The 23559-nt window shown below is 58.8% G+C and carries 21 protein-coding genes and 1 pseudogene; 13 read left to right on the top strand and 9 right to left on the bottom strand.

All coding sequences use genetic code 11. From position 1 onward, the window contains the following. Positions 1-99 precede the first annotated feature (99 nt). The 4 genes from xdhA to guaD are packed head-to-tail and all read left to right on the top strand — an operon-like array spanning position 100 to position 6233. Positions 100-1554, top strand: a complete 1455-nt coding sequence (gene xdhA / locus AC4ANK_RS09880) for a xanthine dehydrogenase small subunit (protein ID WP_002552807.1) — start codon at positions 100-102, stop codon at positions 1552-1554. Beyond that, positions 1547-4066 carry a xanthine dehydrogenase molybdopterin binding subunit gene (gene xdhB / locus AC4ANK_RS09875; RefSeq protein WP_002552806.1) on the top strand — a complete coding sequence of 840 codons (2520 nt, stop codon included), beginning with the start codon at positions 1547-1549 and terminating at the stop codon, positions 4064-4066. Before xdhA ends, xdhB begins: the two co-directional genes overlap by 8 nt. After that, complete coding sequence (xdhC, locus tag AC4ANK_RS09870) at positions 4063-4902, top strand: xanthine dehydrogenase accessory protein XdhC (RefSeq protein ID WP_002552805.1); 840 nt, start codon at positions 4063-4065, stop codon at positions 4900-4902. The genes xdhB and xdhC overlap by 4 nt, the downstream gene beginning before the upstream one ends. Before the next feature lie 17 nt (positions 4903-4919). Then, positions 4920-6233 carry a guanine deaminase gene (gene guaD, locus AC4ANK_RS09865; protein WP_002552804.1) on the top strand — a complete coding sequence of 438 codons (1314 nt, stop codon included), beginning with the start codon at positions 4920-4922 and terminating at the stop codon, positions 6231-6233. A gap of 164 nt (positions 6234-6397) precedes the next feature. Here the strand turns inward: guaD and AC4ANK_RS09860 are convergent, their stop codons facing one another. Together AC4ANK_RS09860 and uraH are read right to left on the bottom strand one after the other, a co-directional pair. Further along, positions 6398-7150: a GntR family transcriptional regulator gene (locus AC4ANK_RS09860; protein WP_002552803.1), complete on the bottom strand. Its 753-nt coding sequence runs from the start codon at positions 7148-7150 to the stop codon at positions 6398-6400. Positions 7151-7261: 111 nt separating this feature from the next. Beyond that, on the bottom strand, positions 7262-7615 hold the full coding sequence (gene uraH / locus AC4ANK_RS09855) for a hydroxyisourate hydrolase (protein ID WP_002552802.1): 354 nt from the start codon (positions 7613-7615) through the stop codon (positions 7262-7264). 388 nt (positions 7616-8003) lie between these two features. On the opposite strand from uraH, the gene puuE reads away from it, so the two are divergent. The 6 genes from puuE (at position 8004) to AC4ANK_RS09825 (ending at position 13694) form a co-directional block, all read left to right on the top strand. Beyond that, positions 8004-8933, top strand: a complete 930-nt coding sequence (gene puuE / locus AC4ANK_RS09850) for an allantoinase PuuE (protein ID WP_002552801.1) — start codon at positions 8004-8006, stop codon at positions 8931-8933. Next, entirely contained in the window at positions 8930-9445 is a 516-nt protein-coding gene (gene uraD / locus AC4ANK_RS09845) for a 2-oxo-4-hydroxy-4-carboxy-5-ureidoimidazoline decarboxylase (RefSeq protein WP_002552800.1), read from the top strand. The genes puuE and uraD overlap by 4 nt, the downstream gene beginning before the upstream one ends. 41 nt (positions 9446-9486) lie before the next feature. Then, the gene (gene alc, locus AC4ANK_RS09840) at positions 9487-10482 is read left to right on the top strand and encodes an allantoicase (RefSeq protein ID WP_002552799.1); all 996 of its coding nucleotides are present in this window, start codon (positions 9487-9489) and stop codon (positions 10480-10482) included. A 242-nt stretch (positions 10483-10724) separates the two neighbouring features. After that, positions 10725-11237 (top strand): ureidoglycolate lyase, encoded by a 513-nt coding sequence (locus tag AC4ANK_RS09835; protein WP_002552798.1) that lies wholly within the window; start codon positions 10725-10727, stop codon positions 11235-11237. Between the two features lie 5 nt (positions 11238-11242). Then, entirely contained in the window at positions 11243-12517 is a 1275-nt protein-coding gene (locus AC4ANK_RS09830; protein WP_031594823.1) for a urate hydroxylase PuuD, read from the top strand. Positions 12518-12908: 391 nt separating this feature from the next. After that, complete coding sequence (locus AC4ANK_RS09825) at positions 12909-13694, top strand: outer membrane protein OmpK (protein ID WP_002552796.1); 786 nt, start codon at positions 12909-12911, stop codon at positions 13692-13694. 178 nt (positions 13695-13872) lie between these two features. Here the strand turns inward: AC4ANK_RS09825 and AC4ANK_RS09820 are convergent, their stop codons facing one another. Both AC4ANK_RS09820 and AC4ANK_RS09815 read right to left on the bottom strand, forming a co-directional pair. Continuing rightward, positions 13873-14781, bottom strand: a complete 909-nt coding sequence (locus AC4ANK_RS09820; protein WP_002552795.1) for a DUF808 domain-containing protein — start codon at positions 14779-14781, stop codon at positions 13873-13875. 149 nt (positions 14782-14930) lie between these two features. Then, a complete protein-coding gene (locus AC4ANK_RS09815) occupies positions 14931-15437 on the bottom strand; it encodes an Lrp/AsnC family transcriptional regulator (RefSeq protein ID WP_460383056.1) in 507 nt (168 codons plus the stop codon). A gap of 187 nt (positions 15438-15624) precedes the next feature. On the opposite strand from AC4ANK_RS09815, the gene AC4ANK_RS09810 reads away from it, so the two are divergent. Further along, positions 15625-16641 (top strand): 1-aminocyclopropane-1-carboxylate deaminase, encoded by a 1017-nt coding sequence (locus AC4ANK_RS09810; protein ID WP_002552793.1) that lies wholly within the window; start codon positions 15625-15627, stop codon positions 16639-16641. A 50-nt stretch (positions 16642-16691) separates the two neighbouring features. Here AC4ANK_RS09810 and AC4ANK_RS09805 read toward each other — a convergent pair whose 3' ends face one another. Further along, positions 16692-17546 carry a LysR family transcriptional regulator gene (locus tag AC4ANK_RS09805; protein ID WP_002552792.1) on the bottom strand — a complete coding sequence of 285 codons (855 nt, stop codon included), beginning with the start codon at positions 17544-17546 and terminating at the stop codon, positions 16692-16694. 74 nt (positions 17547-17620) lie between these two features. Between AC4ANK_RS09805 and AC4ANK_RS09800 the strand changes: the two genes are divergently transcribed. Then, a complete protein-coding gene (locus tag AC4ANK_RS09800; protein ID WP_460383059.1) occupies positions 17621-18553 on the top strand; it encodes a DMT family transporter in 933 nt (310 codons plus the stop codon). 30 nt (positions 18554-18583) lie between these two features. Here the strand turns inward: AC4ANK_RS09800 and AC4ANK_RS09795 are convergent, their stop codons facing one another. The 3 genes and pseudogenes from AC4ANK_RS09795 to AC4ANK_RS09785 form a co-directional block, all read right to left on the bottom strand. Beyond that, the gene (locus AC4ANK_RS09795; RefSeq protein WP_460414689.1) at positions 18584-19288 is read right to left on the bottom strand and encodes a methyl-accepting chemotaxis protein; all 705 of its coding nucleotides are present in this window, start codon (positions 19286-19288) and stop codon (positions 18584-18586) included. 201 nt (positions 19289-19489) lie between these two features. Next, positions 19490-20383 (bottom strand): annotated as a pseudogene (locus AC4ANK_RS09790) (methyl-accepting chemotaxis protein); the annotation flags it as partial. 397 nt (positions 20384-20780) lie between these two features. Beyond that, positions 20781-21908 (bottom strand): saccharopine dehydrogenase family protein, encoded by a 1128-nt coding sequence (locus tag AC4ANK_RS09785; protein ID WP_002552788.1) that lies wholly within the window; start codon positions 21906-21908, stop codon positions 20781-20783. A 153-nt stretch (positions 21909-22061) separates the two neighbouring features. On the opposite strand from AC4ANK_RS09785, the gene AC4ANK_RS09780 reads away from it, so the two are divergent. Beyond that, a complete protein-coding gene (locus AC4ANK_RS09780; RefSeq protein WP_002552787.1) occupies positions 22062-22577 on the top strand; it encodes a GNAT family N-acetyltransferase in 516 nt (171 codons plus the stop codon). A gap of 42 nt (positions 22578-22619) precedes the next feature. On the opposite strand, the gene AC4ANK_RS09775 is transcribed toward AC4ANK_RS09780, so the two are convergent. Continuing rightward, on the bottom strand, positions 22620-23489 hold the full coding sequence (locus AC4ANK_RS09775) for a TauD/TfdA dioxygenase family protein (RefSeq protein ID WP_460383061.1): 870 nt from the start codon (positions 23487-23489) through the stop codon (positions 22620-22622). Between the last annotated feature and the right edge of the window lie 70 nt (positions 23490-23559).

The raw sequence follows: 23559 nt of genomic DNA, 5'->3' as shown, positions 1-23559 counted from the left end.
AATTTCCTGACTCCTAAGTCAGAAACAAATTGACCCAATAAGCAGAGCTGATAGATTCATCGACATGTCTGATGACAATAAATATGAGGGCTTTGCGCCGTGATTCAGTTCCTTTTGAACCAAGAGCTAAAAACCGAGCGCAGCCTGAATCCGAACATGACCGTGCTGACCTACCTGCGTGAGCAGGCACACAAGCCCGGTACCAAGGAAGGTTGTGCCAGCGGAGACTGCGGTGCCTGCACCGTCGTGGTTGGCGAGTTGCACAGTGACGCCGATGGCAAGCAAACGTTGCGTTATCGCAGCCTCAATTCGTGCCTGACGTTCATGGCGTCGCTGCACGGCAAGCAATTGATCAGCGTCGAAGACCTCAAGCACCAGGGTCAGTTGCACAGCGTGCAACAGGCCATGGTCGAGTGTCACGGCTCGCAATGCGGCTTCTGTACCCCAGGCTTTGTGATGTCGCTGTTTGCCCTGCAAAAGAACAGCACCGACGCCAACGCGCATCAGGCTCACGAAGCGTTGGCAGGCAATTTGTGCCGCTGCACCGGTTATCGCCCTATTCTGGCCGCCGCCGAGCAGTCTTGCAGCCAGCGCCAGCCGGATCAGTTCGATCAGCGCCAGGCTGAGACGGTCGAGCGCCTGCGGGCAATCACCCCAGCCCAGACCGAAGCACTGAGCGACGGCGAAAAAAACTGCTTCATTCCGCTGACCGTGGCAGACCTGGCCGACCTTTATGGCAGCCATCCGCAGGCCCGTCTGCTGGCGGGCGGCACTGATCTGGCGCTGGAAGTCACCCAATTTCACAAACAGTTGCCGGTGATGATTTACGTCGGACACATCGACGGGATGAAGGGCGTGAAGCGTTTCAACGACCGTCTGGAGATCGGCGCGGCCACTCCGCTGACCGATTGTTATGCAGCACTAAAGGCCGAATACCCGGACTTTGGCGAGTTACTACAACGCTTCGCCTCGTTGCAGATCCGCAATCAGGGCACGCTGGGTGGCAATATCGGCAATGCCTCGCCGATTGGCGACTCCCCGCCCCTGCTGATCGCCCTTGGCGCGCAGATCGTGCTGCGCAAAGGCAACAGCCAACGCACGCTGGCGCTGGAGGATTACTTCATCGACTACAAGGTCACGGCTCGTCAGGAGAGTGAGTTCATCGAAAAGATCATCGTGCCGACCGCCAATCCACTGCAGACCTTTCGTGCCTATAAAGTTTCAAAACGCCTGGATGACGACATTTCGGCGGTCTGTGCGGCATTCCGCCTGACCATAGAAGACGGCGTGATCCGCGAGGCACGTGTGGCGTATGGCGGCATGGCAGCTATTCCGAAGCGCGCAGCGGCCTGCGAGCGAGCCCTGGTCGGTCAGCTCTGGAGCAATGAAACCGTTGAGCAGGCCTGCGCCGCACTGAGCGAAGATTTCACACCGCTTTCGGACTTCCGTGCCAGCAAGGAATATCGCCTGTTGAGCGCGCAGAACCTGCTGCGCAAGTATTTCATCGAAGTGCAGACGCCTGCCGTCGCAACGCGGGTGACTGACTATGTCTGAGCATTCTCCATCCATTACCCAGGCCGAAATGCTCGCCGTGTTTCAGCAGGGCTTGAGCACTGGCGTCGGTCGCAGCGTCAAGCATGACAGCGCCGACAAACATGTGTCCGGCGAAGCGGTGTATATCGATGATCGCCTGGAGTTTCCCAATCAGTTGCATGTGTATGCACGTCTTTCCGACCGTGCCCACGCGCGAATCATCAGCATCGACACCTCGCCCTGCTACGCCTTCGACGGCGTACGCATTGCGATTACTCATCAGGATATTCCGGGGCTGAAGGACATCGGGCCGTTGCTGCCCGGCGATCCGTTGCTGGCCATCGACACGGTGGAGTTTGTCGGTCAACCGGTGCTTGCCGTTGCTGCTCGCGATCTGGACATTGCCCGGCAGGCGGCAATGGCGGCGATTATCGAATATGAGGACCTGGAGCCGGTGCTGGATGTGGTTCAGGCGCTGCGTCAGAAACACTTTGTGCTCGACAGCCACACGCACAAACGTGGCGACTCGGCCGCAGCGCTGGCAGGCGCAACCCACCGTTTGCAGGGCAACCTGCACATCGGCGGTCAGGAACATTTTTACCTGGAAACCCAGATATCCTCGGTGATGCCGACCGAAGACGGCGGCATGATCGTCTATTGCTCGACCCAAAACCCCACGGAAATCCAGAAGCTGGTGGCCGAGGTACTGGGCGTGCCGATGAACCGCATCGTGGTCGACATGCGGCGCATGGGCGGTGGCTTTGGCGGCAAGGAAACCCAGGCGGCGAGCCCGGCCTGCCTGTGCGCCGTGATTGCAAGGCTGACCGGCCAGCCCACCAAGATGCGCCTGCAACGCTTTGAAGACATGCAGATGACCGGCAAGCGCCACCCGTTCTACATCGAGTACGACGTGGGCTTCGACGACGAGGGTCGTTTGCAGGGTATAGAGCTGGATCTGGCAGGCAACTGCGGCTACTCGCCGGACCTGTCCGCGTCGATTGTCGACCGCGCCATGTTTCACGCCGACAACGCCTACTATCTGGGCGAAGCCACGGTCAACGGCCACCGCTGCAAGACTCACACCGCGTCCAACACGGCCTACCGTGGCTTTGGCGGCCCGCAAGGTATCGTCGCCATCGAAGAGGTCATGGACTGCATCGCACGTTTCCTCGGCAAGGACCCTCTGGCGGTGCGCAAGGCCAACTATTACGGCAAGACCGAGCGTAACGTCACGCACTATTACCAGACGGTCGAACACAACCTGCTGGAAGAGATGACCGCCGACCTCGAACAGAGCAGCCAGTATGCCGAGCGCCGCGAAGCCATTCGCACGTTCAATGCCGGAAGCCCGATCCTGAAAAAAGGCCTGGCGCTGACGCCGGTCAAATTCGGCATTTCCTTTACCGCCAGCTTCCTCAATCAGGCAGGCGCGCTGATTCACATCTACACCGACGGCAGCATCCACCTGAACCATGGCGGCACCGAAATGGGCCAGGGTTTGAACACCAAAGTCGCGCAGGTCGTGGCTGAAGTGTTTCAGGTGGACATTGACCGTATTCTGATCACCGCCACCAACACCGACAAGGTGCCGAACACCTCGCCCACCGCCGCCTCAAGCGGCACCGACCTGAACGGCAAGGCCGCGCAGAATGCCGCTGAAACCCTCAAACAGCGGCTGGTGGAGTTCGCAGCCCGGCACTATCAGGTGGCAGAAACAGAAGTCGAGTTTCGCAACGGCCATGTGCGGATCGGCGATATTTTCCTGCCCCTCGCCGAGCTGGCGCAGTTGGCATGGATGGGCCAGGTTTCGTTGTCCAGCACCGGCTATTACAAGACGCCGAAGATTTTCTATGACCGCAGCCAGGCGCGTGGCCGACCGTTCTATTACTACGCGTTTGGTGCGGCATGCGTCGAGGTCATCGTCGACACGCTGACAGGCGAGTACAAAATGTTGCGCACCGACATTCTGCACGACGTCGGCGCCTCGCTGAACCCGGCCATCGATATCGGCCAGGTCGAAGGCGGCTACATTCAAGGCGCAGGCTGGCTGACCACCGAGGAACTGGTGTGGAACGACAAGGGCAAGCTGATGACCAGCGGCCCGGCGTCCTACAAGGTCCCTGCGGTGGCGGACATGCCGCTTGATCTGCGCATCAAACTGGTGGAGAACCGCAAGAACCCGGAAGACACCGTATTCCACTCCAAGGCAGTGGGCGAGCCACCGTTCATGCTCGGCATCGCGGCCTGGTGCGCAATCAAGGACGCCGTGGCGAGTCTGGGCGACTACCGCCATCAACCAAACATCGCCGCCCCGGCGACGCCGGAAAAAGTGTTGTGGGGCTGTGAGCAGATGCGCCAGAAAAGCACTGCGCGTCGCGCATCCGGCGAAGGTGCCGAGCCGACTGTTTCCGCCCCTTCGCGGGTAAGTGAAGCTTCGCCAGGCTCGCCTTCACCTATTCAGGATGCCCCCGTGGAAGCGAGCTTGCTCGAGAAGGCGCCTGGCCTGGATCACTCTGTCCTGGAGCAGAAATGAACAACTGGATCAGCGCCCTGGCCGAGCTACAGGCCCGTGGAGAACCCGGCATTCTGGTGACCATCATCGAGGAGCTGGGCTCGACGCCACGCAACGCCGGCTCGAAGATGGTGGTCTGTGCCGAGCATATCCACGACTCCATCGGCGGCGGGCACCTGGAATACAAGGCCATGCAAATCGCCCGCGAGATGCTGGCCAGCGGCACCCGGCAGACGCGTCTGGAACGTTTCAACCTCGGCGCAAGCCTCGGTCAGTGCTGTGGCGGCGTCAATGTGCTGCTGTTCGAACCAATGGGCGAACCGGTCGCACAAATCGCCGTGTTTGGTGCCGGTCATGTTGGCCGTGCGCTGGTGCCACTGCTGGCCAGCCTGCCCTGCCGGGTGCGCTGGATCGACGCACGTGAGAACGAATTCCCCGAGCCGATGCCCGAGGGCGTGTTGAAGATCGTCAGTGAAGAGCCGGTCGACGAGGTCGCGCAGTTGCCTGTCGGCACTTACTGCATTGTCATGACCCACAACCATCAACTGGACCTTGAGCTGACTGCTGCAATCCTCAAGCGCGGCGACTTTGCTTACTTCGGGCTGATCGGCTCGAAAACCAAGCGCGTCAAGTTCGAACATCGCTTGCGGGAACGCGGTTTCGACGCCAGCCTGCTGCAACGCATGCGTTGCCCGATGGGCCTGGCGGAAGTCAAAGGCAAGCTGCCCATCGAGATCGCGGTGTCCATCGCCGCCGAAATAATCGCCACCTACAATGCAAGCTTTGGCCAGCACAGTGCCAATGCCGAACCAATCGCCAGACTGCTGCCCGCATCACGCCGCAGCCAGTCGCAATGAGTCACAACGAGAGTGCCATGAGTTCAGTTTCCCGCCGTAAAGCCTACCGCGCCGCCATCCTTCACAGCATTGCCGACCCCGCGGAGGTGGCAGTAGAGGCGTCTTATGAGTATTTTGCCGATGGCCTGTTGCAGGTCGAAAACGGCAAAATCATTTCAGTGGGCCCTGCTGCCGATTTGCTCGATAGCCTCGACAGCGATGTCGAGCTGATCGAATACCCGGACGCACTGATCACACCGGGTTTCATCGACACTCATATCCACTTGCCGCAAACCGGCATGATCGGCGCGTACGGCGAGCAACTGCTCGACTGGCTCAACACCTACACTTTCCCCTGCGAAAGCCAGTTCGCCGACCCCGAGCATTCAGCGCAAGTGGCGGACATCTTTATCAAGGAACTGCTGCGCAACGGTACGACCACAGCGCTGGTGTTCGGCAGCGTGCATAAAGAATCGGTAGAGGCGTTTTTCAATGCGGCTCAGGCACTCGATCTGCGCATGATCGCCGGCAAGGTGATGATGGACCGCAATGCGCCGGATTATCTGGTTGATACGCCAGAATCCGGGTATGCCGACAGCAAGGCGCTGATCGAACGCTGGCACGGTAAAAGGCGTTTGAGCTACGCAGTGACCCCGCGATTCGCGCCGACCAGCAGCCCGGAGCAATTGAGCCTGGCTGGGCAGTTGCTTACTGAGCATACCGGCCTGTACATGCAGACCCACATCAGCGAAAACCTTCAGGAGATCGAGTGGGTCAAGGCGCTGTTCCCCGAGCGCAAGCATTACCTGGATGTATACGATCACTTCAACCTGCTCGGCGAGCGCTCGGTGTTCGCCCATGGCGTGCACTTGTGTGACGAACAGTGCGCACGACTGGCGCAGACCGGTTCGGCGATTGCCTTCTGCCCGACCTCCAACCTGTTTCTGGGCAGCGGCCTGTTCAACCTGCCGATGGCCGAAAAGCACAAGGTGAATGTAGGCCTGGGCACCGACGTGGGCGGCGGCACCAGTTTTTCGATTCTGCAAACCCTGAACGAAGCTTACAAGGTCATGCAAATGCAGGGCGCACGGCTCAATCCGTTCAAGTCGCTCTATCTGGCGACATTGGGCGGCGCACGCGCATTGCGACTGGAAGACAAGGTCGGCAGCCTGAAACCCGGTAACGAAGCCGACTTTCTGGTGCTGGACTACAACGCCACCCCGCTGCTGTCATACCGGTTGAAACAGACTAAAGACATCGAAGAGATTCTGTTTGTGCTGATGACGATTGGTGATGACCGGACAGTGAAGCAGACTTGGTCGGGCGGGCGCTTGGTGCATGACAGAGGCTAAATCGTCCCTCATGCTCACGCAGGCTCTGCGTCGTCAAGAGGACGCGGAGCGTCGCACGATGGTCAAAGCTTCAGCACGAAGTTGAGATTATCGTTCCCACGCTCCGCGTGGGAATGCAGGTCTCGACGCTCTGCGTCGCACGATAATTGTTCATCCACACAGCCTCAACGCCCGGTCTTTTTCCGACCCATGACGTGCGAGAACACCGCATGCAAATCGTCCGAGGCACTGTCCTGGTCGAGGTTGAGCTTGCCGTCGATGTGGTCCATGTGATGCATCATCAACTCGACGGCGAGCGGCGCATCGCGCGCTTCGATAGCGTCGATCAGCTGAGTGTGTTCGTCATAGGAACAATGTGTGCGGTTGCCGGTTTCGTACTGGGCAATGATCAATGAAGTCTGCGATACCAGGCTGCGCTGGAAGCTGATCAGCGGCGCGTTTCTGGCGGCTACGGCCAGTTGCAGATGGAATTCGCCGGAGAGACGGATGCCTGCACCTCGATCACCACGGGCAAAGCTGTCGCGCTCGTCGCTGACCATCTGACGCAGTTCGGCCAGTTGCTCGGCAGTGGCGTGCGCGACTGCCAGTTCAGTGATTGCCTTCTCGACCATGCGCCGGGCAAAAAATACCTGGCGCGCCTCTTCGACGCTGGGGCTGGCGACCACCGCGCCACGATTAGGGCGCAACAGCACCACACCTTCATGCCCCAATCGCGATAGAGCGCGACGAATGATGGTGCGGCTGACACCAAAGATCTCGCCCAGCGCCTCTTCACTCAATTTGGTGCCCGGCGCCAGCCGCTGCTCCAGAATGGCATCGAAAATATGCTCGTAAACGACATCGTCCTGAGTAACGCTGCGGCTGGCGCTGGTCGTGCCGCGCGGCTGTTTCTTGAGAGGCAGGGACTGGTCGTTCATGGGCACTCGTGCGCAGATGGATTACGGCGTTGGGACTGGCGCATTGTACACAGGGCAAAACCGGAAACGCGCGCAAAAAAAGGCCCGCAGTGTGGGGCGGGCAAGAGGCACTCAGCTGCCCCGATACGTCGAGTAGCTGTACGGCGAGATTAACAGCGGTACATGAAAGTGTTCCTGACCTGCATCAATGCCAAAGCGCAGCACCACTTCATCAAGAAAGGCCGGTTCATTCAATACCACGCCTCGCGCACGGTAATAATCGCCAGCCTGAAAGTGCAGTTGATAAACCCCGGACTGATAAGTGTCTCCCTGCAACAGGGGCGCATCGCAACGTCCGTCGCTGTTGGTGACAGCGCTGACAACGTGCAGAAGCTGCTGGCCTTCGACCCGATACAATTCAATGCGGATGGCACTGCCTGGGCAACCGTGGGCAGCGTCCAGCACGTGTGTGGTCAATTTCCCCAAAACTTCACTCCTCACATCCGGCGATGGTGAAACAGTGCACCAATGAAGTGCTCTGCATGGTGCGATTGCGACCGATTAAGACACTTTCGCAAAAACCTGTACACAATAAAATCTTCAGTGGATTGCAGCTGACGCCTATGCTGCTCGCCAATCGTCGAATTACCTGAAAAGAAAGGAAGCAAAGGAAAAATATCAGATTTTTTTCGATTAGCTGACCACTCAGGCAGGTTTCTTGCTTTCTTTATTTGAACCGGCACAAATCGGTAACGAAACCTACAGGGTTACAAGCCGAAAATAAAATTGTATACAATCTGCGCGTCGCAGTGCCTTGTCTGCTATTCGCACCGCACCTGGCTTAACGCACATAACGCACAAAAGGAAGCTTGCAGTGAGCGCTGACTACCCACGCGACCTGATCGGTTACGGCAACAACCCGCCTCATCCACGCTGGCCGGGCAACGCGCGCATTGCCTTGTCATTCGTGCTGAATTACGAGGAAGGTGGCGAGCGCAATATTCTGCACGGTGACAAGGAATCAGAAGCCTTTCTGTCCGAGATGGTTGCTGCGCAGCCATTGCAGGGCCAGCGCAATATGAGCATGGAATCGCTGTATGAATATGGCAGCCGCGCAGGTGTATGGCGCATTCTCAGGCTGTTCAAGCAGTTCGATATTCCCCTGACCATCTTCGCCGTGGCCATGGCCGCGCAGCGTCATCCCGAGGTGATCCGCGCCATGGTCGCCGACGGTCACGAAATCTGCAGCCACGGTTATCGCTGGATCGACTATCAGAACATGGAAGAAGCCGACGAGCGTGAACACATGCGCCAGGCGATTCAGATCCTCACCGAGATCAGTGGCGAACGGCCGCTGGGCTGGTACACCGGGCGCACCGGGCCCAATACGCGGCGACTGGTGATGGAGGAAGGCGGTTTTCTCTATGATTGCGACACCTACGACGACGACCTGCCGTACTGGGAGCCGAACAACCCTACCGGCAAGCCGCATCTGGTCATCCCTTACACGCTGGACACCAACGACATGCGCTTCACCCAGGTGCAGGGCTTCAACAACGGCGAGCAATTCTTTCAATACCTCAAGGACGCGTTCGACGTGCTGTATGCCGAAGGCGAAGACGCACCGAAGATGCTTTCCATCGGTCTGCATTGCCGCCTGATCGGTCGCCCTGCCCGGCTGGCTGCGCTCAAGCGTTTCATTGAGTACGTCAGAGGCCATGAGCAGGTGTGGTTCACCCGACGTGTCGATATCGCCAGGCACTGGCACACTGAACATCCGTTTACCGGCAAGGCCGAGCAATGAGCACGTTTAAAACACTGACACCTTCAAGCCTGGGCCGGGAGGCGTTCATCGCGGCCTTTGCCGATATCTACGAACACTCACCGTGGGTCGCGCAGCAAGCGTTCGACCAAAGCACAGGCGCGCATCTCGATCAGGTCGAGACCCTTCACGCACGCATGAGCGAGATCCTGCTGGGTGCCACACACGAGCAACAACTGGCACTGATCAATGCCCACCCGGACCTGGCAGGCAAGGCTGCCGTCCAGGGCGAGCTGACTCAGGCCAGTACCGATGAACAGGCCGGCGCCGGTATCCACCACTGCACGCCTGAGGAGTTCCAGCGCTTTACCGAGCTGAACGAGGCTTACAAGGCCCGCTTCGGCTTTCCGTTCATCATGGCGGTCAAGGGCAGCGACAGGCACAAAATTCTGGCAGCGTTCGAACAACGCATCCACCACTCACCCGAGGCCGAGTTCGCTTGCGCCCTGGCCGAGATCAACAAGATCGCACTGTTTCGTCTACAGGCGCTTTGAGCGTCGCAGTCATAACCGTATTCAGAAGGCAGACAAAGAGCATGAAAGTTTACGCCGCACCGTTCGAGAAGTTCGTGAACCTGGCCGACGCACGTCTGGGCACCAAAATCCTTTCGGTCACCGATGACTGGTTCGCCGACGCCAACCGGCTGTTCCAGCCGACCCCGGCCGTCTGGAAAGAAGGCGTGTTCGACGACAACGGCAAGTGGATGGACGGCTGGGAGTCGCGCCGCAAGCGTTTCGAAGGGTACGACAGCGCAGTGATTCGCCTCGGTGTGGCAGGAACCATCAAGGGTGTGGACATCGACACCTCGTTTTTCACCGGCAACTTCCCGCCTTCCGCGTCGCTGGAGGCGTGCTTCCTGGCGTCGGGCGAGCCCGATGAAAACACTGCCTGGACCGAAGTGCTGCCGTCTGTGGAGCTGCAAGGCAACAGCCATCATTACCACGAGATCAGCAACGATCAGGCGTTCAGCCACCTGCGCTTCAACATCTACCCGGATGGCGGCGTAGCGCGCCTGCGCGTGTACGGCGTGCCGCATCGCGACTGGTCGAAAGTCAGCGAAGGCGAGCAGATCGATCTGGTCGCGGCACTCAACGGTGGCCGGTCGATTGCCTGCTCGGACGAGCATTACGGCAGCATGAGCAATATCCTCAACCCCGGTCGTGGCGTGAACATGGGCGACGGCTGGGAAACCGCGCGCCGTCGCACACCGGGCAACGACTGGGTCATCGTGGCGCTGGGACACAAGGGCGAAGTCGAGAAAGTCATCGTCGACACCCTGCACTTCAAGGGCAATTACCCGGACAGCTGCTCGATCCAGGGTGCTTTCGTCAAGGGCGGTACCTACAGCCAGATCGAAACCCAGAGTTTGTTCTGGCGCGAGCTGCTGCCAAGCCAGAAGCTGACCATGCACGCCGAACACGAGTTCGCCGAGCAGATCAACGCCATCGGGCCGATCACCCATATCCGCCTGAACGTATTCCCTGACGGTGGCGTGAGCCGCCTGCGAGTGCTGGGCAAGGTGTCCAGGTAACAACGTGTGAACTCTCGTTCCCACGCTCCGCATCATACACAGGCCTGATTTGGATTCTGGCCGAAGGCTGTAGGAGCGAACTTGTTCGCGAAGGCTTTGTTCCAAACGGTACATCTTCAGGGGGTGTACCGGCCCTTTCGCGAACAAGTTCGCTCCCACGCCCTTCGGGCAGAAGCAGGCGAGAACCGTATTCCAGGCGCGCCAAGTGCGATAAACCCTGAAGCCATTGAAGAAGAGCCCGCATGCGCAAACTGATAATCGAGCCACTGACCAAGGAAGCCTTTGCGCCATTCGGTGATGTGATCGAAACCGATGGCAGCGATCATTTCATGATCAATAACGGCTCGACCATGCGCTTTCATCGTCTGGCTGAAGTACAGACCGCGCAACCGGATGACAAGGCGATCATCAGCATATTCCGCGCCGAAGCGCTGCCGATGCCGTTGACCATTGGCATGCTGGAGCGTCACCCGCAGGGCAGTCAGGCCTTCATCCCACTGCTCGGCAACCCCTTTCTGATCGTGGTCGCGCCGGTTGGCGATGTGCCTGAATCAGAGCTGACCCGCGCCTTCGTGTCGAACGGCAGGCAGGGTGTCAATTACCATCGCGGCGTCTGGCACCATCCGGTGCTGACGATCGAAAAGCGGGATGACTTCCTGGTGGTTGATCGCAGTGGCGAAGGCAACAACTGCGACGAGCATTACTTTGCCGAGAGCCAGTTGCTGGTTCTCGATCCCAACCCACTGGAAGGGTAAAAACCGTGCTGGCACATATGATGGAATGGCTGAATCTGGGCGTACGCTGGATTCACATGATTGTGGGCGTGGCCTGGATCGGCGCATCGTTCTACTTTGTCTGGCTGGAGAACAACCTCAACCGCAGCAACCCGCGTGAAGGGTTGTCCGGTGATTTATGGGCGATCCACGGCGGTGGCATTTATCACCTGGAGAAGTACAAGCTCGCGCCGCCGACCATGCCGGAGAATCTGCACTGGTTCAAATGGGAAGCGTATTCAACCTGGCTGTCGGGCGTGGCCCTGTTGTGCGTGGTGTTCTACGCCAATCCGACGTTGTACCTGTTGGCGCCGGGCAGTAGCCTCAGTGGTGCCGAAGGCGTGCACATTGGCCTGGGTTCCTTGTTTGTCGGCTGGTTCATCTACAGTTTTTTGTGCGACTCGCCACTGGGCAAGCGCCCTGCACTGCTGGGCCTGATTCTGTTCCTGCTGCTGGTGGCCGCAGCGTACGGGTTCAGCAAAGTGTTCAGCGGTCGTGGTGCCTACCTGCACGTGGGCGCGATCATGGGCACCATTATGGTCGGCAACGTGTTCCGCATCATCATGCCGGCCCAGCGCGCCCTGGTGGCGGCAATTGCCGAGAACCGCACGCCTGACCCAAGCCTGCCCGCCAAGGGCCTGCTGCGCTCGCGTCACAATAACTACTTCACCCTGCCCGTGCTGTTCATCATGATCAGCAACCACTTTCCGAGCACATACGGCAGTGAGTACAACTGGCTGATTCTGGCGGGCATCGCACTGCTGGCGGTCCTGGTGCGCCACTATTTCAATACAAGACATGACAGCCATCGATTCGCCTGGACCCTGCCGGTCGCTGCGCTGGGCATGCTCTGCCTGGCGTACGTCACCGGCCCTGCGCAACCTCCCGCGAAAATCGTCTATCAACCGCTGCCCGGCACCGCAGTCGGCGGTCATCGGGCCGACGAGAAACCTCCGGAGCCGGTCACCGCGCCGGTCGAGGCCAAGCCTGCCAGTACCGGCGCGGACTTCGCCAAAGTGCATGAAGTGATTCAGCATCGTTGCACGGTGTGCCATTCGGCCACGCCTACCAGTAAGTTGTTCAGCGTTGCGCCTGCGGGAGTGATGTTCGATACGCCAGAACAGATTCAGCAGCAGGCCCCGCGCATCAAGGCGCAGGCCGTCACCTCGCCGATCATGCCGCTGGGCAACATCACCCAGATGACACAGCAGGAACGCGAACTGGTCGGTGCCTGGGTCGATCAAGGCGCACACACTAATTGAGCCCCTCGCTAACCAAGCGCCCCTGAAAAGGGGCGCACTCGCCCCACTTTCGCTCCAGACGCCCTGCGCTGGAGCACTTGAGCCAGACAACGCAAGTCAGTATTCTCCGCCGCCGCTGCAAAACCGGACAACCGCTCCTTGTACGCTGACTTTGACCGAACAGCCAACTAGCTGACTGTACGGTCAGGACTCTGTCGACCCGGAAAAATGACTTGAAACCGACACGTTGATGCCGGTTTGGGGATTACTTCAACTTTTTTCGCTGTTTGGCGCAGCTCTTGCTAACAACACAAAGCTGACCAGACAGACAAATTACTGCAACCACAGACAAGGCGTCATTTAGAGAACGCCAGTCTGAAAAAATCACGATCTACTTCAAGGGACTCACCGCATGAACCGTACGTTTTCCAGCGTGTTACTGGCCAGCAGTCTGCTGGCCGCTGCGCCAGCCATGGCCGGGGATATCTTCCAGTGGCAGAGCAATAGCCTGACCTATCTCAATGGACGAGACTTTGCCGTCAACCCGGCAAACCAGCAGACGTTCACCTTTGAACATGCTGACAGCTGGAAGTACGGCGACAACTTCTTCTTCGTCGACAAGATCTTCTACAACGGTAAGGGAGACGCAACGGCTGGCGATAACACCTATTACGGTGAGTTCTCGCCACGCTTGTCGCTGGGCAAGATATTTGGCCAGAAGTTTGAGTTCGGCCCGATCAGCGATGTGCTGATTGCGGCAACTTACGAATTTGGCGAAGGCGATAACGAGTCTTACCTGATCGGCCCGGCGTTCGATTTGAAGATCCCGGGTTTCGACTACTTCCAGCTGAACTTCTACCAGCGCCAGACCGAAGGCAACCGTCCGGGCGATGGTGTATGGCAGATTACCCCGGTGTGGTCCTACACCATCCCCATGGGCAAATCGGATGTGCTGATCGACGGTTTCATGGACTGGGTAGTGGACAACGACAAGACGTCGCGTGGTACTTACCACTCCAACCTGCACTTCAACCCGCAGATCAAATATGACCTGGGCAAGGCACTGAATTACCCTGAGCGTCAGCTGTACGTCGGTATCGAATACGATTACTGGACCAACAAATACGGCATCAAGGACAGCCGCTCGTTCGACACCGACCAGAACACCGCGAGTTTGCTGGTGAAGGTGTTCTTCTAAGCACGATCCGGTTGTGACGCTCGTTCCCGCGCTCAGCGCGGGAACGCATTTCTGAAGCCTCTGCGCCCAACCTTGAGAGGGTGTTGCTGCGCAGATCTGTGACGCGGAGCGTCACGGGATGCATGCCAACGCGGAGCATTGGCACGATATTCAACTCCTGCGCGGCGCCGGCCTCCACTCACTCCCTCGCCGCTTTCCAGACCTTGCCAATCAGCGTCACGACCAACACCAGCACCGCGCCAGCGATAACCCCGGCGACCGCATCGATCAGCGTCGGGACGACCATCGACAGCCCGCCCACCGCACCGGCTGCAGCTTCGGTCACGCCTTCGACCCAATGGTGAGCAAACGGCAGACCGTGAACCAGAATCCCGCCGCCGACCATGAACATGGCCGCAGTGCCGACAATCGACAGTACCTTCATCAATACCGGCGCAAGCCAGAGCAAAGCACCACCGGTTTTCTGCGCCGCAGAGCTTGCAGTCTTTTTCAGGTACAGGCCCAGGTCGTCAAGTTTGACGATACCTGCCACCAGTCCATAGACACCGACGGTAATAAGTACCGCGACAATAACCAGTACACCGACCTGATCCATGAAGGGTCGAGCCGACACTACGCCCAGCGCCAGCACGATGATTTCTGCCGAAAGAATGAAGTCGGTGCGAATCGCGCCTTTGATACGGTCCTTTTCGAACGCCACCATGTCCACTGAAGCATCCGTCGCCGCCTGCTTGCGCTGATCATGCTCTTCGCCGGTTTCGGGATGCAGCCATTTATGGGCGATTTTCTCGAAACCTTCGAAACACAGAAATGCGCCGCCGATCATCAACAAGGGAAGAATCGCCCAGGGCGCGAAGGCGCTGATCAACAGTGCTGCCGGAACCAGGATTGCCTTGTTGAGCAACGAGCCCTTGGCCACGGCCCAGACAACGGGCAGTTCGCGATCGGCTGAAACACCGGTGACCTGCTGGGCATTGAGCGCCAGATCATCGCCCAACACACCCGCGGTTTTCTTGGTGGCCAGTGCCACGTCATCCAGCAGGGTCGCAATATCGTCGAGCAGGGTAAGCAAGCTTCCAGCAGCCAAAATAAAAATCCTTGAGCAAGTAAAAAAAGGAAATAGCACTGATTGAATCATGCGCCAGGGTCAATCGTGTGGCAGTCAACAACTCTGACCTTTATCAGACGTGAACGTTTGACGCTGCGTAGTACAAGCAGGCCACGTCGAGCAACCGGTTAAATGGGTAATTGCGTGGTCGACACCACCTGACGCAATCCCATGAACGAGCGGATCTGTCTGACACCGGGCAAGTACAGCAGCTGTTCGGCATGCAGGCGGTTGAAACTCTGACTGTCTTTGGTGCGCAGCAGCATGAAGTAATCGAACTCGCCGATGACCACATGAAACTCCATGCAGCCGGACACCTTCTGCGCGGCTTCTTCAAATTGGGCAAATGAATCCGGGGTCGAGCGGTCGAGCACCACACCGATCAGCACCACCATGCCCGCGTCCAGAACGTCGCCATTGAGCAACGCCACCACGCCCTTGATAACGCCCGCCTCCTTCAACCGCTCGACGCGCCGCAAACAAGCAGGCGGGCTCAGCTTGACCTTCTCGGCGAGTGCCACGTTGGAAATCGAGGCGTCACGTTGCAGGGTCTTGAGAATGGCGCGGTCAATCCTGTCCAGCAGCGGCGCTACATCGCCAGCGGACTTTTTAGTGCGTTCATTTATTGCTTTCATGATGGCTTTCACAAAATAAAAGTTTGCGTTAGTGGCATGACACTAACGCTAATTTTGCAAATAGACAATTCTTTGCAACCACGATTATTCAGCTATTTCCTATGATAGGAACCACTTCAGGCACACCGTTCAAAACGTCGAACTCATTCCTTGCAGGCCTGAATCAACTTATCAACGGAGCCCCGATATGAACCTGAGCAAGTTCAAGCGCTACCCTCTGACCTTCGGCCCCTCGCCCATCACCCCTCTGAAACGCTTGAGCGAGCATCTGGGTGGCAAGGTCGAGTTGTATGCCAAGCGCGAGGATTGCAACAGCGGTCTGGCCTTTGGCGGTAACAAGACCCGCAAACTGGAATACCTGGTGCCGGAAGCCATCGACGGCGGCTACGACACACTGGTGTCGATCGGCGGCATCCAGTCCAACCAGACCCGTCAGGTGGCGGCAGTCGCGGCGCATCTGGGCATGAAGTGCGTGCTGGTTCAGGAGAACTGGGTCAACTATTCCGACGCGTTGTACGACCGGGTCGGCAATATCGAGATGTCACGCATCATGGGTGCCGATGTGCGCCTGGATTCGGCAGGCTTCGATATCGGCATTCGCCCGAGCTGGGAAAAGGCCATGGCCGACGTCGAGGAAAGCGGCGGCAAACCGTTTCCGATTCCAGCGGGGTGCTCGGAACACCCTTATGGCGGCCTGGGGTTCGTGCGTTTTGCCGATGAAGTGCGCCAGCAGGAAGAGGAACTGGGCTTCAAATTCGACTACATCGTGGTCTGCTCGGTAACCGGCAGTACTCACGCAGGCATGCTGGTGGGATTCGCTGCCGATGGCCGGGCACAGCGTGTGATCGGTATCGACGCGTCGGCCAAACCGGAAAAGACCCGCGCGCAGGTTCTGCGTATCGCTCAGAACACCGCAAAACTGGTAGAGCTGGGTCGCGAAATCACCGCCGAAGACGTGGTGCTCGACACCCGCTACGCCTACCCCGAATACGGCCTGCCGAACGATGGCACCCTTGAAGCCATTCGCCTTTGCGCGCGCCTTGAAGGCGTATTGACCGACCCGGTCTACGAAGGCAAATCCATGCACGGCATGATCGACATGGTGCGCAATGGTGAATTCCCCGAGGGCTCGAAAGTGCTCTACGCACATTTGGGCGGCGTACCAGCGTTGAATGCGTACAGCTTTTTGTTCAAGGATGGTTGAAGCGCCAGCGCTCTGACAGTCGATAGCGCTGCCAACTGCAGCGCTATCGACTAAAGCCGAAAATACTTCTGCAGCGCCTGCGCCAACAGGCTAACCGCCTCGTCGTTGTGTGACGACAGCGAGCGCAGGAAAACGATTTCGTGCTCGGGAATTTCAGGCAGGTCATCGAGAATCTGCATGGCTTCCGTGACACCGCTCCGGTCGATGAGGCTGATCGCCAGGCCCGCTTCCACACAGGCTTTGATCGCCTGATTGGACGGGCTTTCGAGAACTACCCGGCTTTTGCGGCCGTTGTCTTTGAGTGACGCCATCATGGCTTCACGGTAAGGACATTGCGCTGCGTGAATGGCCAGCGGCAACGGGTCCGCAGATCCCAGTGCGACGCTGGCCGGCCCGACCCAGACCGGCTTGGTGGATACCAGAAACTGCGTATCAGCACTTGGCTGCCCTTTGGGTTGCGCGATCACGGCTGTCTGCAACTTGCCGCGCGCAATCTGCTCGCGCAGGGTGTAGCTGGGTGCGGTTTTCAACTCCAGCACCACATTGGGCCAGGCCGCAGCGAACACCGGCAGGATGTCGCGGATGACATGAACGGCGTACTCATCCGGAACACCCAGCGTGATGCGCCCTGCCAGATGAGTCCCCTGCAGGTCAGCCAGCACCCGGTCATGGGTGGACAGCAATTCCGTCGTCGACAGCAACAAACGCTTGCCCAGCGCAGTCAGAGACACCGCCTGGTTGTCCCGATTGAGCAAACGCCCGCCCGCTACCGCCTCAAGCCGCTGGATATGCACACTGACTGCCGCGGGGCTTTTGTGAAGTAGCTCGGCAGCTGCAGAAAACTTCCCTATTCGCGCCACGGCATGAAAAGTACGTATCAGTTCGATATCGAGAATTGCGCTCATGATTCATAAAACCTGAACAACTACTGCACTTAATTTTGATTTATTAGATTACGCTGACTTCGTAACCTGTGTCCATGAATCAGCACCTATCGATTTCTCCGAGCGTAACGCGGCCTGCCTGGCATCAGGCCATTCCCCTTATCTTGCTGGAAGCAGCCCTTGTCCTGACCTGGAGCTCGGGTTTCATCGGCGCACGGTTTTCGCTTGATTACGCACCGCCACTGCTGGTGGTGTTCTGGCGTTGTGTGGTGGTCACGTTGATCCTCTTGCCTTTCGTCGCCAGGCAACTGAGATCGATACCGCCTGCCACGCTGTTGAAAAATGCGGGCATCGGTCTGCTGGCCATGGCGGGCTATGTGGCAGGCGTTACGCAGGGCATCGCGCTGGGCGTACCCGCAGGACTCGCGGCACTGTTTGCCGACTTGTTGCCGATGGGCATGGCACTGCTGGCTGCCGCCGTGCTCGGGCAGCGACTTGTCTCGCAAATCTGGGCGGGGCTGGTGGTCGGTCTGGTCGGCGTGGTGCTGGTCACGTACAGCGCGCTGGCGGTGGGAGATGCGCCATTGTGGGCCTACGGCCTGCCACTGCTTGGCATGTTGTCACTGGCTATCGCGACACTGTGGCAAAAACAATCGACCCACATGCAGCCCATGGGCTTGCTTCCCAACCTGTGGCTGCAATGTTTTATATCGAGCTTCGCGTTCGCCATCATTCAGGGAACACAGGGCAGCCTGGCCCCCATTCCCAGTACCGGGTTTGCGTTGAGCGTGATCTGGACGGTGGGGCTGGCGACGCTTGGCGGCTACGGGCTTTACTGGGTGTGTCTGCGCCGCGCATCAGCCACCCGCGTTGCCAGCGTGCTGTACCTCAGCCCACCGGTGACAATGCTCTGGGCCTGGGTGATGTTCAACGAGCCGCTGTCCTGGCAGATGGCGTCAGGCATGGCGGTGTCGGGCGTCGGTGTGTGGATGGTCGTACGGGCGGAAGCGCGGCAGGTCGCCTCGTGACCGAGTCACAAGGCGCCTGGTACAGGGAAGTTAAATCTTGAAACGTGCCACCATGCTCTGCAAGTCGCTGCCCAGGCGGGCCAGTTCTACAGTCGATGCGGCGCTTTGCTCGGTTGCCGAAGCCGATTGATCAGCAATGTCGCGCACGCTGAGCACGCTACGGTTGATTTCGTCGGTCGCGGCGCTCTGCTGCTCGGCCGCGGCAGAAATCTGCTGGCTCATCTGCTCGATCGTACCGATGGACTGATTGATCTCAACCAGTGCCTGTTCGGCCTGACGAGCCAGCACTACCGTGCCTTCGGTGCGTTGCAGGCTGGCATCCATCAGACCCGATGCGGCACCTGTACCTTTTTGCAAGGCCTGGATGAGCGCTTCGATTTCCGTGGTGGAATTCTGGGTACGCTGAGCCAGCGAACGTACTTCGTCAGCCACCACCGCAAAACCGCGGCCCTGCTCACCCGCACGTGCAGCCTCGATGGCCGCGTTGAGCGCCAGCAGGTTGGTTTGTTCGGCAACGGCCTTGATCACGTCAATCACGCTACCGATCTTGCCACTGTCTTCGGTGAGGCGCTGCATGGCTTCGCCCAGCTGCTTCACTTCACCGGCCAATTGGCCGATTTCGCGAGTGGCGTGCCGCACCACACTGCTACCGTGAGCGGCACGCTCGCTGGCCTGCTTGGCCGCCAGCGAAGCGTCTTCGGTGTTGCGTGCTACTTCCTGCACGGTCGACGCCATTTCGTTCATGGCGGTGGCAACCTGGTCGACTTCGTTTTTTTGCAACGTGACGCCGGCACTGGTCTGTTCGCTGACAGCAGACAACTGTTCGGCCGCAGTGGCGATCTGCGTCACACCGTTGCCGATGCCGCCGATCAGGCCGCGCAGAGAAACCGTCATGTGCTGCATGGTGTTCTGCAACAGGCCCAGTTCGTCCTGGCGGGTGGTGCTGCTGTCATGGGTCAGATCGCCGTCGGCAATCCGGCGCGCCGCAATTACGGTGCTATTCAACGGCACGGTAATCTGACGCGTGATCAGGAACGCAGCAAAGATGCCGACCAGCAGCACTACCAGCGCCACACTCAGCAATTGCACCACAGCGGTTTGTTGTTCCTTCTTGGCACTGATGACCTGCAACGCCGCCAGATCATCGGCACGGGCAGCGGTCGCTATGGATTGCTGTTGCAGATCGGTACGGACTTGCTCGGTCTGCTGCAGCATGTCCGAAATCGACGTCATCAGCACCTTGTACTGTTTCAACGCGACCAGCGCGGCATCCACTGCAGTATTTGCCTCGACAGGCAACTGGCTGCGAGCGGCGTCCACTTGCGCGATCAGGGCGTCGGCGGCCTTATAGGTGGCCTGACGGTTGTCGGCATTCGGAACACTCAGGTAGCGGCGAAACACCAGACGGAAATTGGTCATGCCGTTACGCAGGTCGCCAGCGATCTTGACCTGCCTGATGCCGGTTTCATTCGGCGAACGCAAGGTGTCGTCAATGGTCTTGTTCAGCAGATTTTCAAAGGTCGCGCTGACGTCATCGGAAACCTTGATGATCGGTTTCAACGCCTCGTCGACTTTCTGATTGATGCCGACCAATTGGTTGAACGTCTGCTTCAGACCGCCCACCTGTTCCTTGATCTCGCGCAGCTTGGCCAGGTTGCTCGATATCACGAACACCTGCAGGCCCTGATCGACACTGCGGTCCAAGGTATCCAGCGCGCTGGCGTAGTTCTGCACACCCGCAGCGGTAGGGCCGGTCGCATAGGCTTGCGCAGCAATCCGGGCATTCAGAACGTAAGCCTTGATCTCGGCGACCTTGCTGCTTTTGCCCATGCGCTCGATCAGCAGGTTGGTGCTGGAGTAACCGATGGCGGTAACGGTCAGTACGCCCAGCAAAATAGCGGCAAAGCCCAGCCCTAATTTTTTGCTGACTTTCAAGTTGTCCAACCATTTTGCGCTCATTACGTGTGTGCCTTTGATTTTTCGGGATGCACGTGAATCGGCGCTGAAAGATTTAACTTTATAGTTAACGTTATCGGAATCACGCACGCGCCAATCGAAGGCACCCTGAAGCCCAAGAATTACGTGGCCGGAGCGCGATGATGAATATTTATTTAAATCGCCTGAGCAGAATTTTTCCGATGATTGGCACCGCGCGAAACCGGAAGATCACGCAATGAAACTGCCTTGATCTTCGCCTGTACGGAGCCATCGGAGATTGGCAACAGCGTCAGACGTTGCGGTCGGTGAAATGAACATCCAGCCGGATGTTTTCCGGCTCGTTGATCGCTGCCAGGTACTCGTCTAAGGTGATTTCTCCGACGCAGGCCCGTGCGCCCGGTTGTGGGCGATAGCCACCGGCCATTTTGCCGCTCAGCGCGACGGCAGCACTGCCGGGGATCTCCGGGCCCTTGTCGTTCAGTGCAGTCAATTGCGCACGCATGTGCAGCGGCTGGCCGGTGAGGTCGACGCCATCGACATCGATGTACATCGCGCTCTTTCGATCACCCCAGTGTTCAAAGCGCGCGCCCCAACGGTACAGCCGCTCGGCCCACGACGCAGGATCGCGCAGCAGCCCACAGCGAATCGCCAGCGCCAGCAGCCAGGTCGCGATGCCGCCGGCCTTGAGCGCGGAGCCGGCCTTGAAGCTCAGATGCCGCGCGGCATAACGTGTCGCGAATACATCCAGGTCCGGGACGTCGACATTGGCCACCAGCCGTGTGCCCATGCCGGGCATCCGGCGCAGGGTCAGGTCCATCCAGCCATGGACTTCGTGGACCTTGCCGTTGCGCAGTTGCCTGATCGGCCGCCCGGCATTGGCCAGTACGCCACGCACGGTCGACAGACCGGGCATTTTCGCTGCCGAGGAGATGCCATGCGCTATCGAATCGATGCGCAGGAAACGCTGGCGATGCTGATCGATGATGGCCGCCGAAAGCGTCGGCACCGAGCTGCATCCGCTCAGCACGCAGACGCCCGCCTCACGCGCCAGGGCATCCAGAGTAGCGATACCGGAGACGAAGGTCCGGCAATCCGACAGGTCGCAATAATTCACACCCGCCGCGATGCAATGCCGGGCCACGGCATACGACTGCCCCTGAAAAGGCCCCGCCGTATGGATAACCAGATCAATGCCCAGCGCGCGAAGTTGGCTGCCAGCGCCGTCCTGCATGATATCCACGCACCAGCTCTCGCAATATTTGCCACCCTGTGTTTGCAGCTCAGCGACTTTTTCCGCCAGCTTGCGGCTGTCACGGCCGGAAATGACCAGTTCAATGTCCGGCATCATCACCAGATGATTGCAGATAAGGCTGCCGAAGTTACCATAGCCACCAATGACCAATACGCGAAGTGCCATTTACTCGTCCCTGAAATGCTGAAGGGTATGACCATGCCTTGCTGCTCAGCGATTGCCGCGAGCGATGGCGATGAAATGCGCGTGCATTATTGATCATTGGCCGAATGCCGAGTACAAAACCCTGTGCCTTTTTGATCGTGCAAGGAGCAACGGATGCTGAAACTACACACCGAACGGCTTTATCTGCGGACCCTGTTCGCCAGTGACTGGCCGTTGTTTCTGAGGCTGCACTCCGAGCCTCAGACGATGCAGTACGTCTTCGGGGAAATCGAAGAAGCACAAGTTCGCAAAGGCTTTGATCATCGCCTCCCGGTGTGGACGCCAGAGTCCGATCACTGGCTGTGCCTGGTGGTCGTCGACAAGCAGAGCGGCGTGGAGCTGGGGGTTAGCGGCTTTCGCATCATGTCGCCAGGGCATGCCGAAGTGGGCTGTCTGTTGCTGCCGGAACATCAAGGCAAAGGCTTCGGCACCGAATCCCGCCGGGCAATCATCGACTACGCTGCCGCCATCGGCCTCGATTCACTGGAATCGACCGTGACCGATGGCAACATTGCCTCCTGCAAGGTGCTGGAGAAATGCGGTTTCTCTTTCGAACGCCGCGTCCCGCAGGCCTATCAAATCGGCGATCAGTGGTTCGACGACCTGATATACCACCTGCCACTGCGCTGATGAAGCAGCTGACCGGCGTTCGCCGGTCAATCGCAAACGCCTTCAGGCCTGGGGCCGCCCTCCGAGAATCGTCACTCGCTCGCCATAGCGCGAGTGCGGGAAGTAATCCCACACCGCGTGATGCTGGGTGCAGCGGTTATCCCAGAACACCAGCGTGTTGGGCTCCCAGCGCACGCGGCAACTGAGACAGGGTTCACGGGCGATCAGGTCGAACAGCATGTTCAGCAGCTTGCGGCTCTCTCCTGCGGACAGTTGCACGATATGCGAGGTGAAACCGGAATTGACGAACAGGCTGCGGCGTCCGGTTTCAGGGTGGCGAACCACCACAGGGTGCTCGCTTTTGGGAAGGTTGGCAGGCGGCTGATAGCCCTTCCACGGAATCTCGCCATCGTGAATGGCCGTCAGTTCGCCAAGAAACGCCTGCATCGCAGGCGAGAGCATTTCTATGGCCAGGTGCATGTTGGCAAACAGCGTGTCGCCACCGGTTCCAATGGCGGGCGTCTCTTTTACATACAGCATCGAGCCCATCGACGGTTCCAGGTCGGCGGTGCCGTCGGTGTGCCACAGCTCGCCAGCAGCGAAGCGTGACTGGGCGTTGGCGCGCACCACGACCAGCTCCGGGTCATCGCCATCAATGCTTTCTACCGGCAAGGCACGTAACGGTCCAAACAGCCGGCCAAAGGCTTTGTGCTGTTCGACCGTCAGGTGCTGATCACGAAACACCAGCACGTGGTTTTCCAGAAAGGCACGACGGATTTCCGTCAGTTGCTCCTCACCCGGAGGCTGCGACAGGTCGACCCCGCTGACCTCTGCACCGATTATGGGTGTCAGGCGGTTGACCGTGATGCTGTGATACGGCGCGCGAGGCGCCCCCGCGATGCCTTCGATGGCCTTGAGTGCCATTTGATCCATGATCCCTCACCCTTGAATGGTTGGCATGGCCGATCACCATGTCCGTAACTGGTTTACCGGGACATCAGCC

Source organism: Pseudomonas sp. Pmew2, from assembly GCF_058129885.1.
This window is presented reverse-complemented; position numbering and strand designations above follow the sequence as displayed.

Bases quoted from the DNA above. Each gene is read 5' to 3' on its own strand.
- xdhB (WP_002552806.1), top strand. From the start codon at position 1,547: ATGTCTGAGCATTCTCCATCCATTACCCAGGCCGAAATGCTCGCCGTG.
- xdhC (WP_002552805.1), top strand. From the start codon at position 4,063: ATGAACAACTGGATCAGCGCCCTGGCCGAGCTACAGGCCCGTGGAGAA.
- guaD (WP_002552804.1), top strand. From the start codon at position 4,920: ATGAGTTCAGTTTCCCGCCGTAAAGCCTACCGCGCCGCCATCCTTCAC.
- AC4ANK_RS09860 (WP_002552803.1), bottom strand. From the start codon at position 7,150: ATGAACGACCAGTCCCTGCCTCTCAAGAAACAGCCGCGCGGCACGACC.
- uraD (WP_002552800.1), top strand. From the start codon at position 8,930: ATGAGCACGTTTAAAACACTGACACCTTCAAGCCTGGGCCGGGAGGCG.
- alc (WP_002552799.1), top strand. From the start codon at position 9,487: ATGAAAGTTTACGCCGCACCGTTCGAGAAGTTCGTGAACCTGGCCGAC.
- AC4ANK_RS09835 (WP_002552798.1), top strand. From the start codon at position 10,725: ATGCGCAAACTGATAATCGAGCCACTGACCAAGGAAGCCTTTGCGCCA.
- AC4ANK_RS09825 (WP_002552796.1), top strand. From the start codon at position 12,909: ATGAACCGTACGTTTTCCAGCGTGTTACTGGCCAGCAGTCTGCTGGCC.
- AC4ANK_RS09815 (WP_460383056.1), bottom strand. From the start codon at position 15,437: ATGAAAGCAATAAATGAACGCACTAAAAAGTCCGCTGGCGATGTAGCG.
- AC4ANK_RS09810 (WP_002552793.1), top strand. From the start codon at position 15,625: ATGAACCTGAGCAAGTTCAAGCGCTACCCTCTGACCTTCGGCCCCTCG.
- AC4ANK_RS09805 (WP_002552792.1), bottom strand. From the start codon at position 17,546: ATGAGCGCAATTCTCGATATCGAACTGATACGTACTTTTCATGCCGTG.
- AC4ANK_RS09800 (WP_460383059.1), top strand. From the start codon at position 17,621: ATGAATCAGCACCTATCGATTTCTCCGAGCGTAACGCGGCCTGCCTGG.
- AC4ANK_RS09795 (WP_460414689.1), bottom strand. From the start codon at position 19,288: ATGGCGTCGACCGTGCAGGAAGTAGCACGCAACACCGAAGACGCTTCG.
- AC4ANK_RS09785 (WP_002552788.1), bottom strand. From the start codon at position 21,908: ATGGCACTTCGCGTATTGGTCATTGGTGGCTATGGTAACTTCGGCAGC.
- AC4ANK_RS09780 (WP_002552787.1), top strand. From the start codon at position 22,062: ATGCTGAAACTACACACCGAACGGCTTTATCTGCGGACCCTGTTCGCC.
- AC4ANK_RS09775 (WP_460383061.1), bottom strand. From the start codon at position 23,489: ATGGATCAAATGGCACTCAAGGCCATCGAAGGCATCGCGGGGGCGCCT.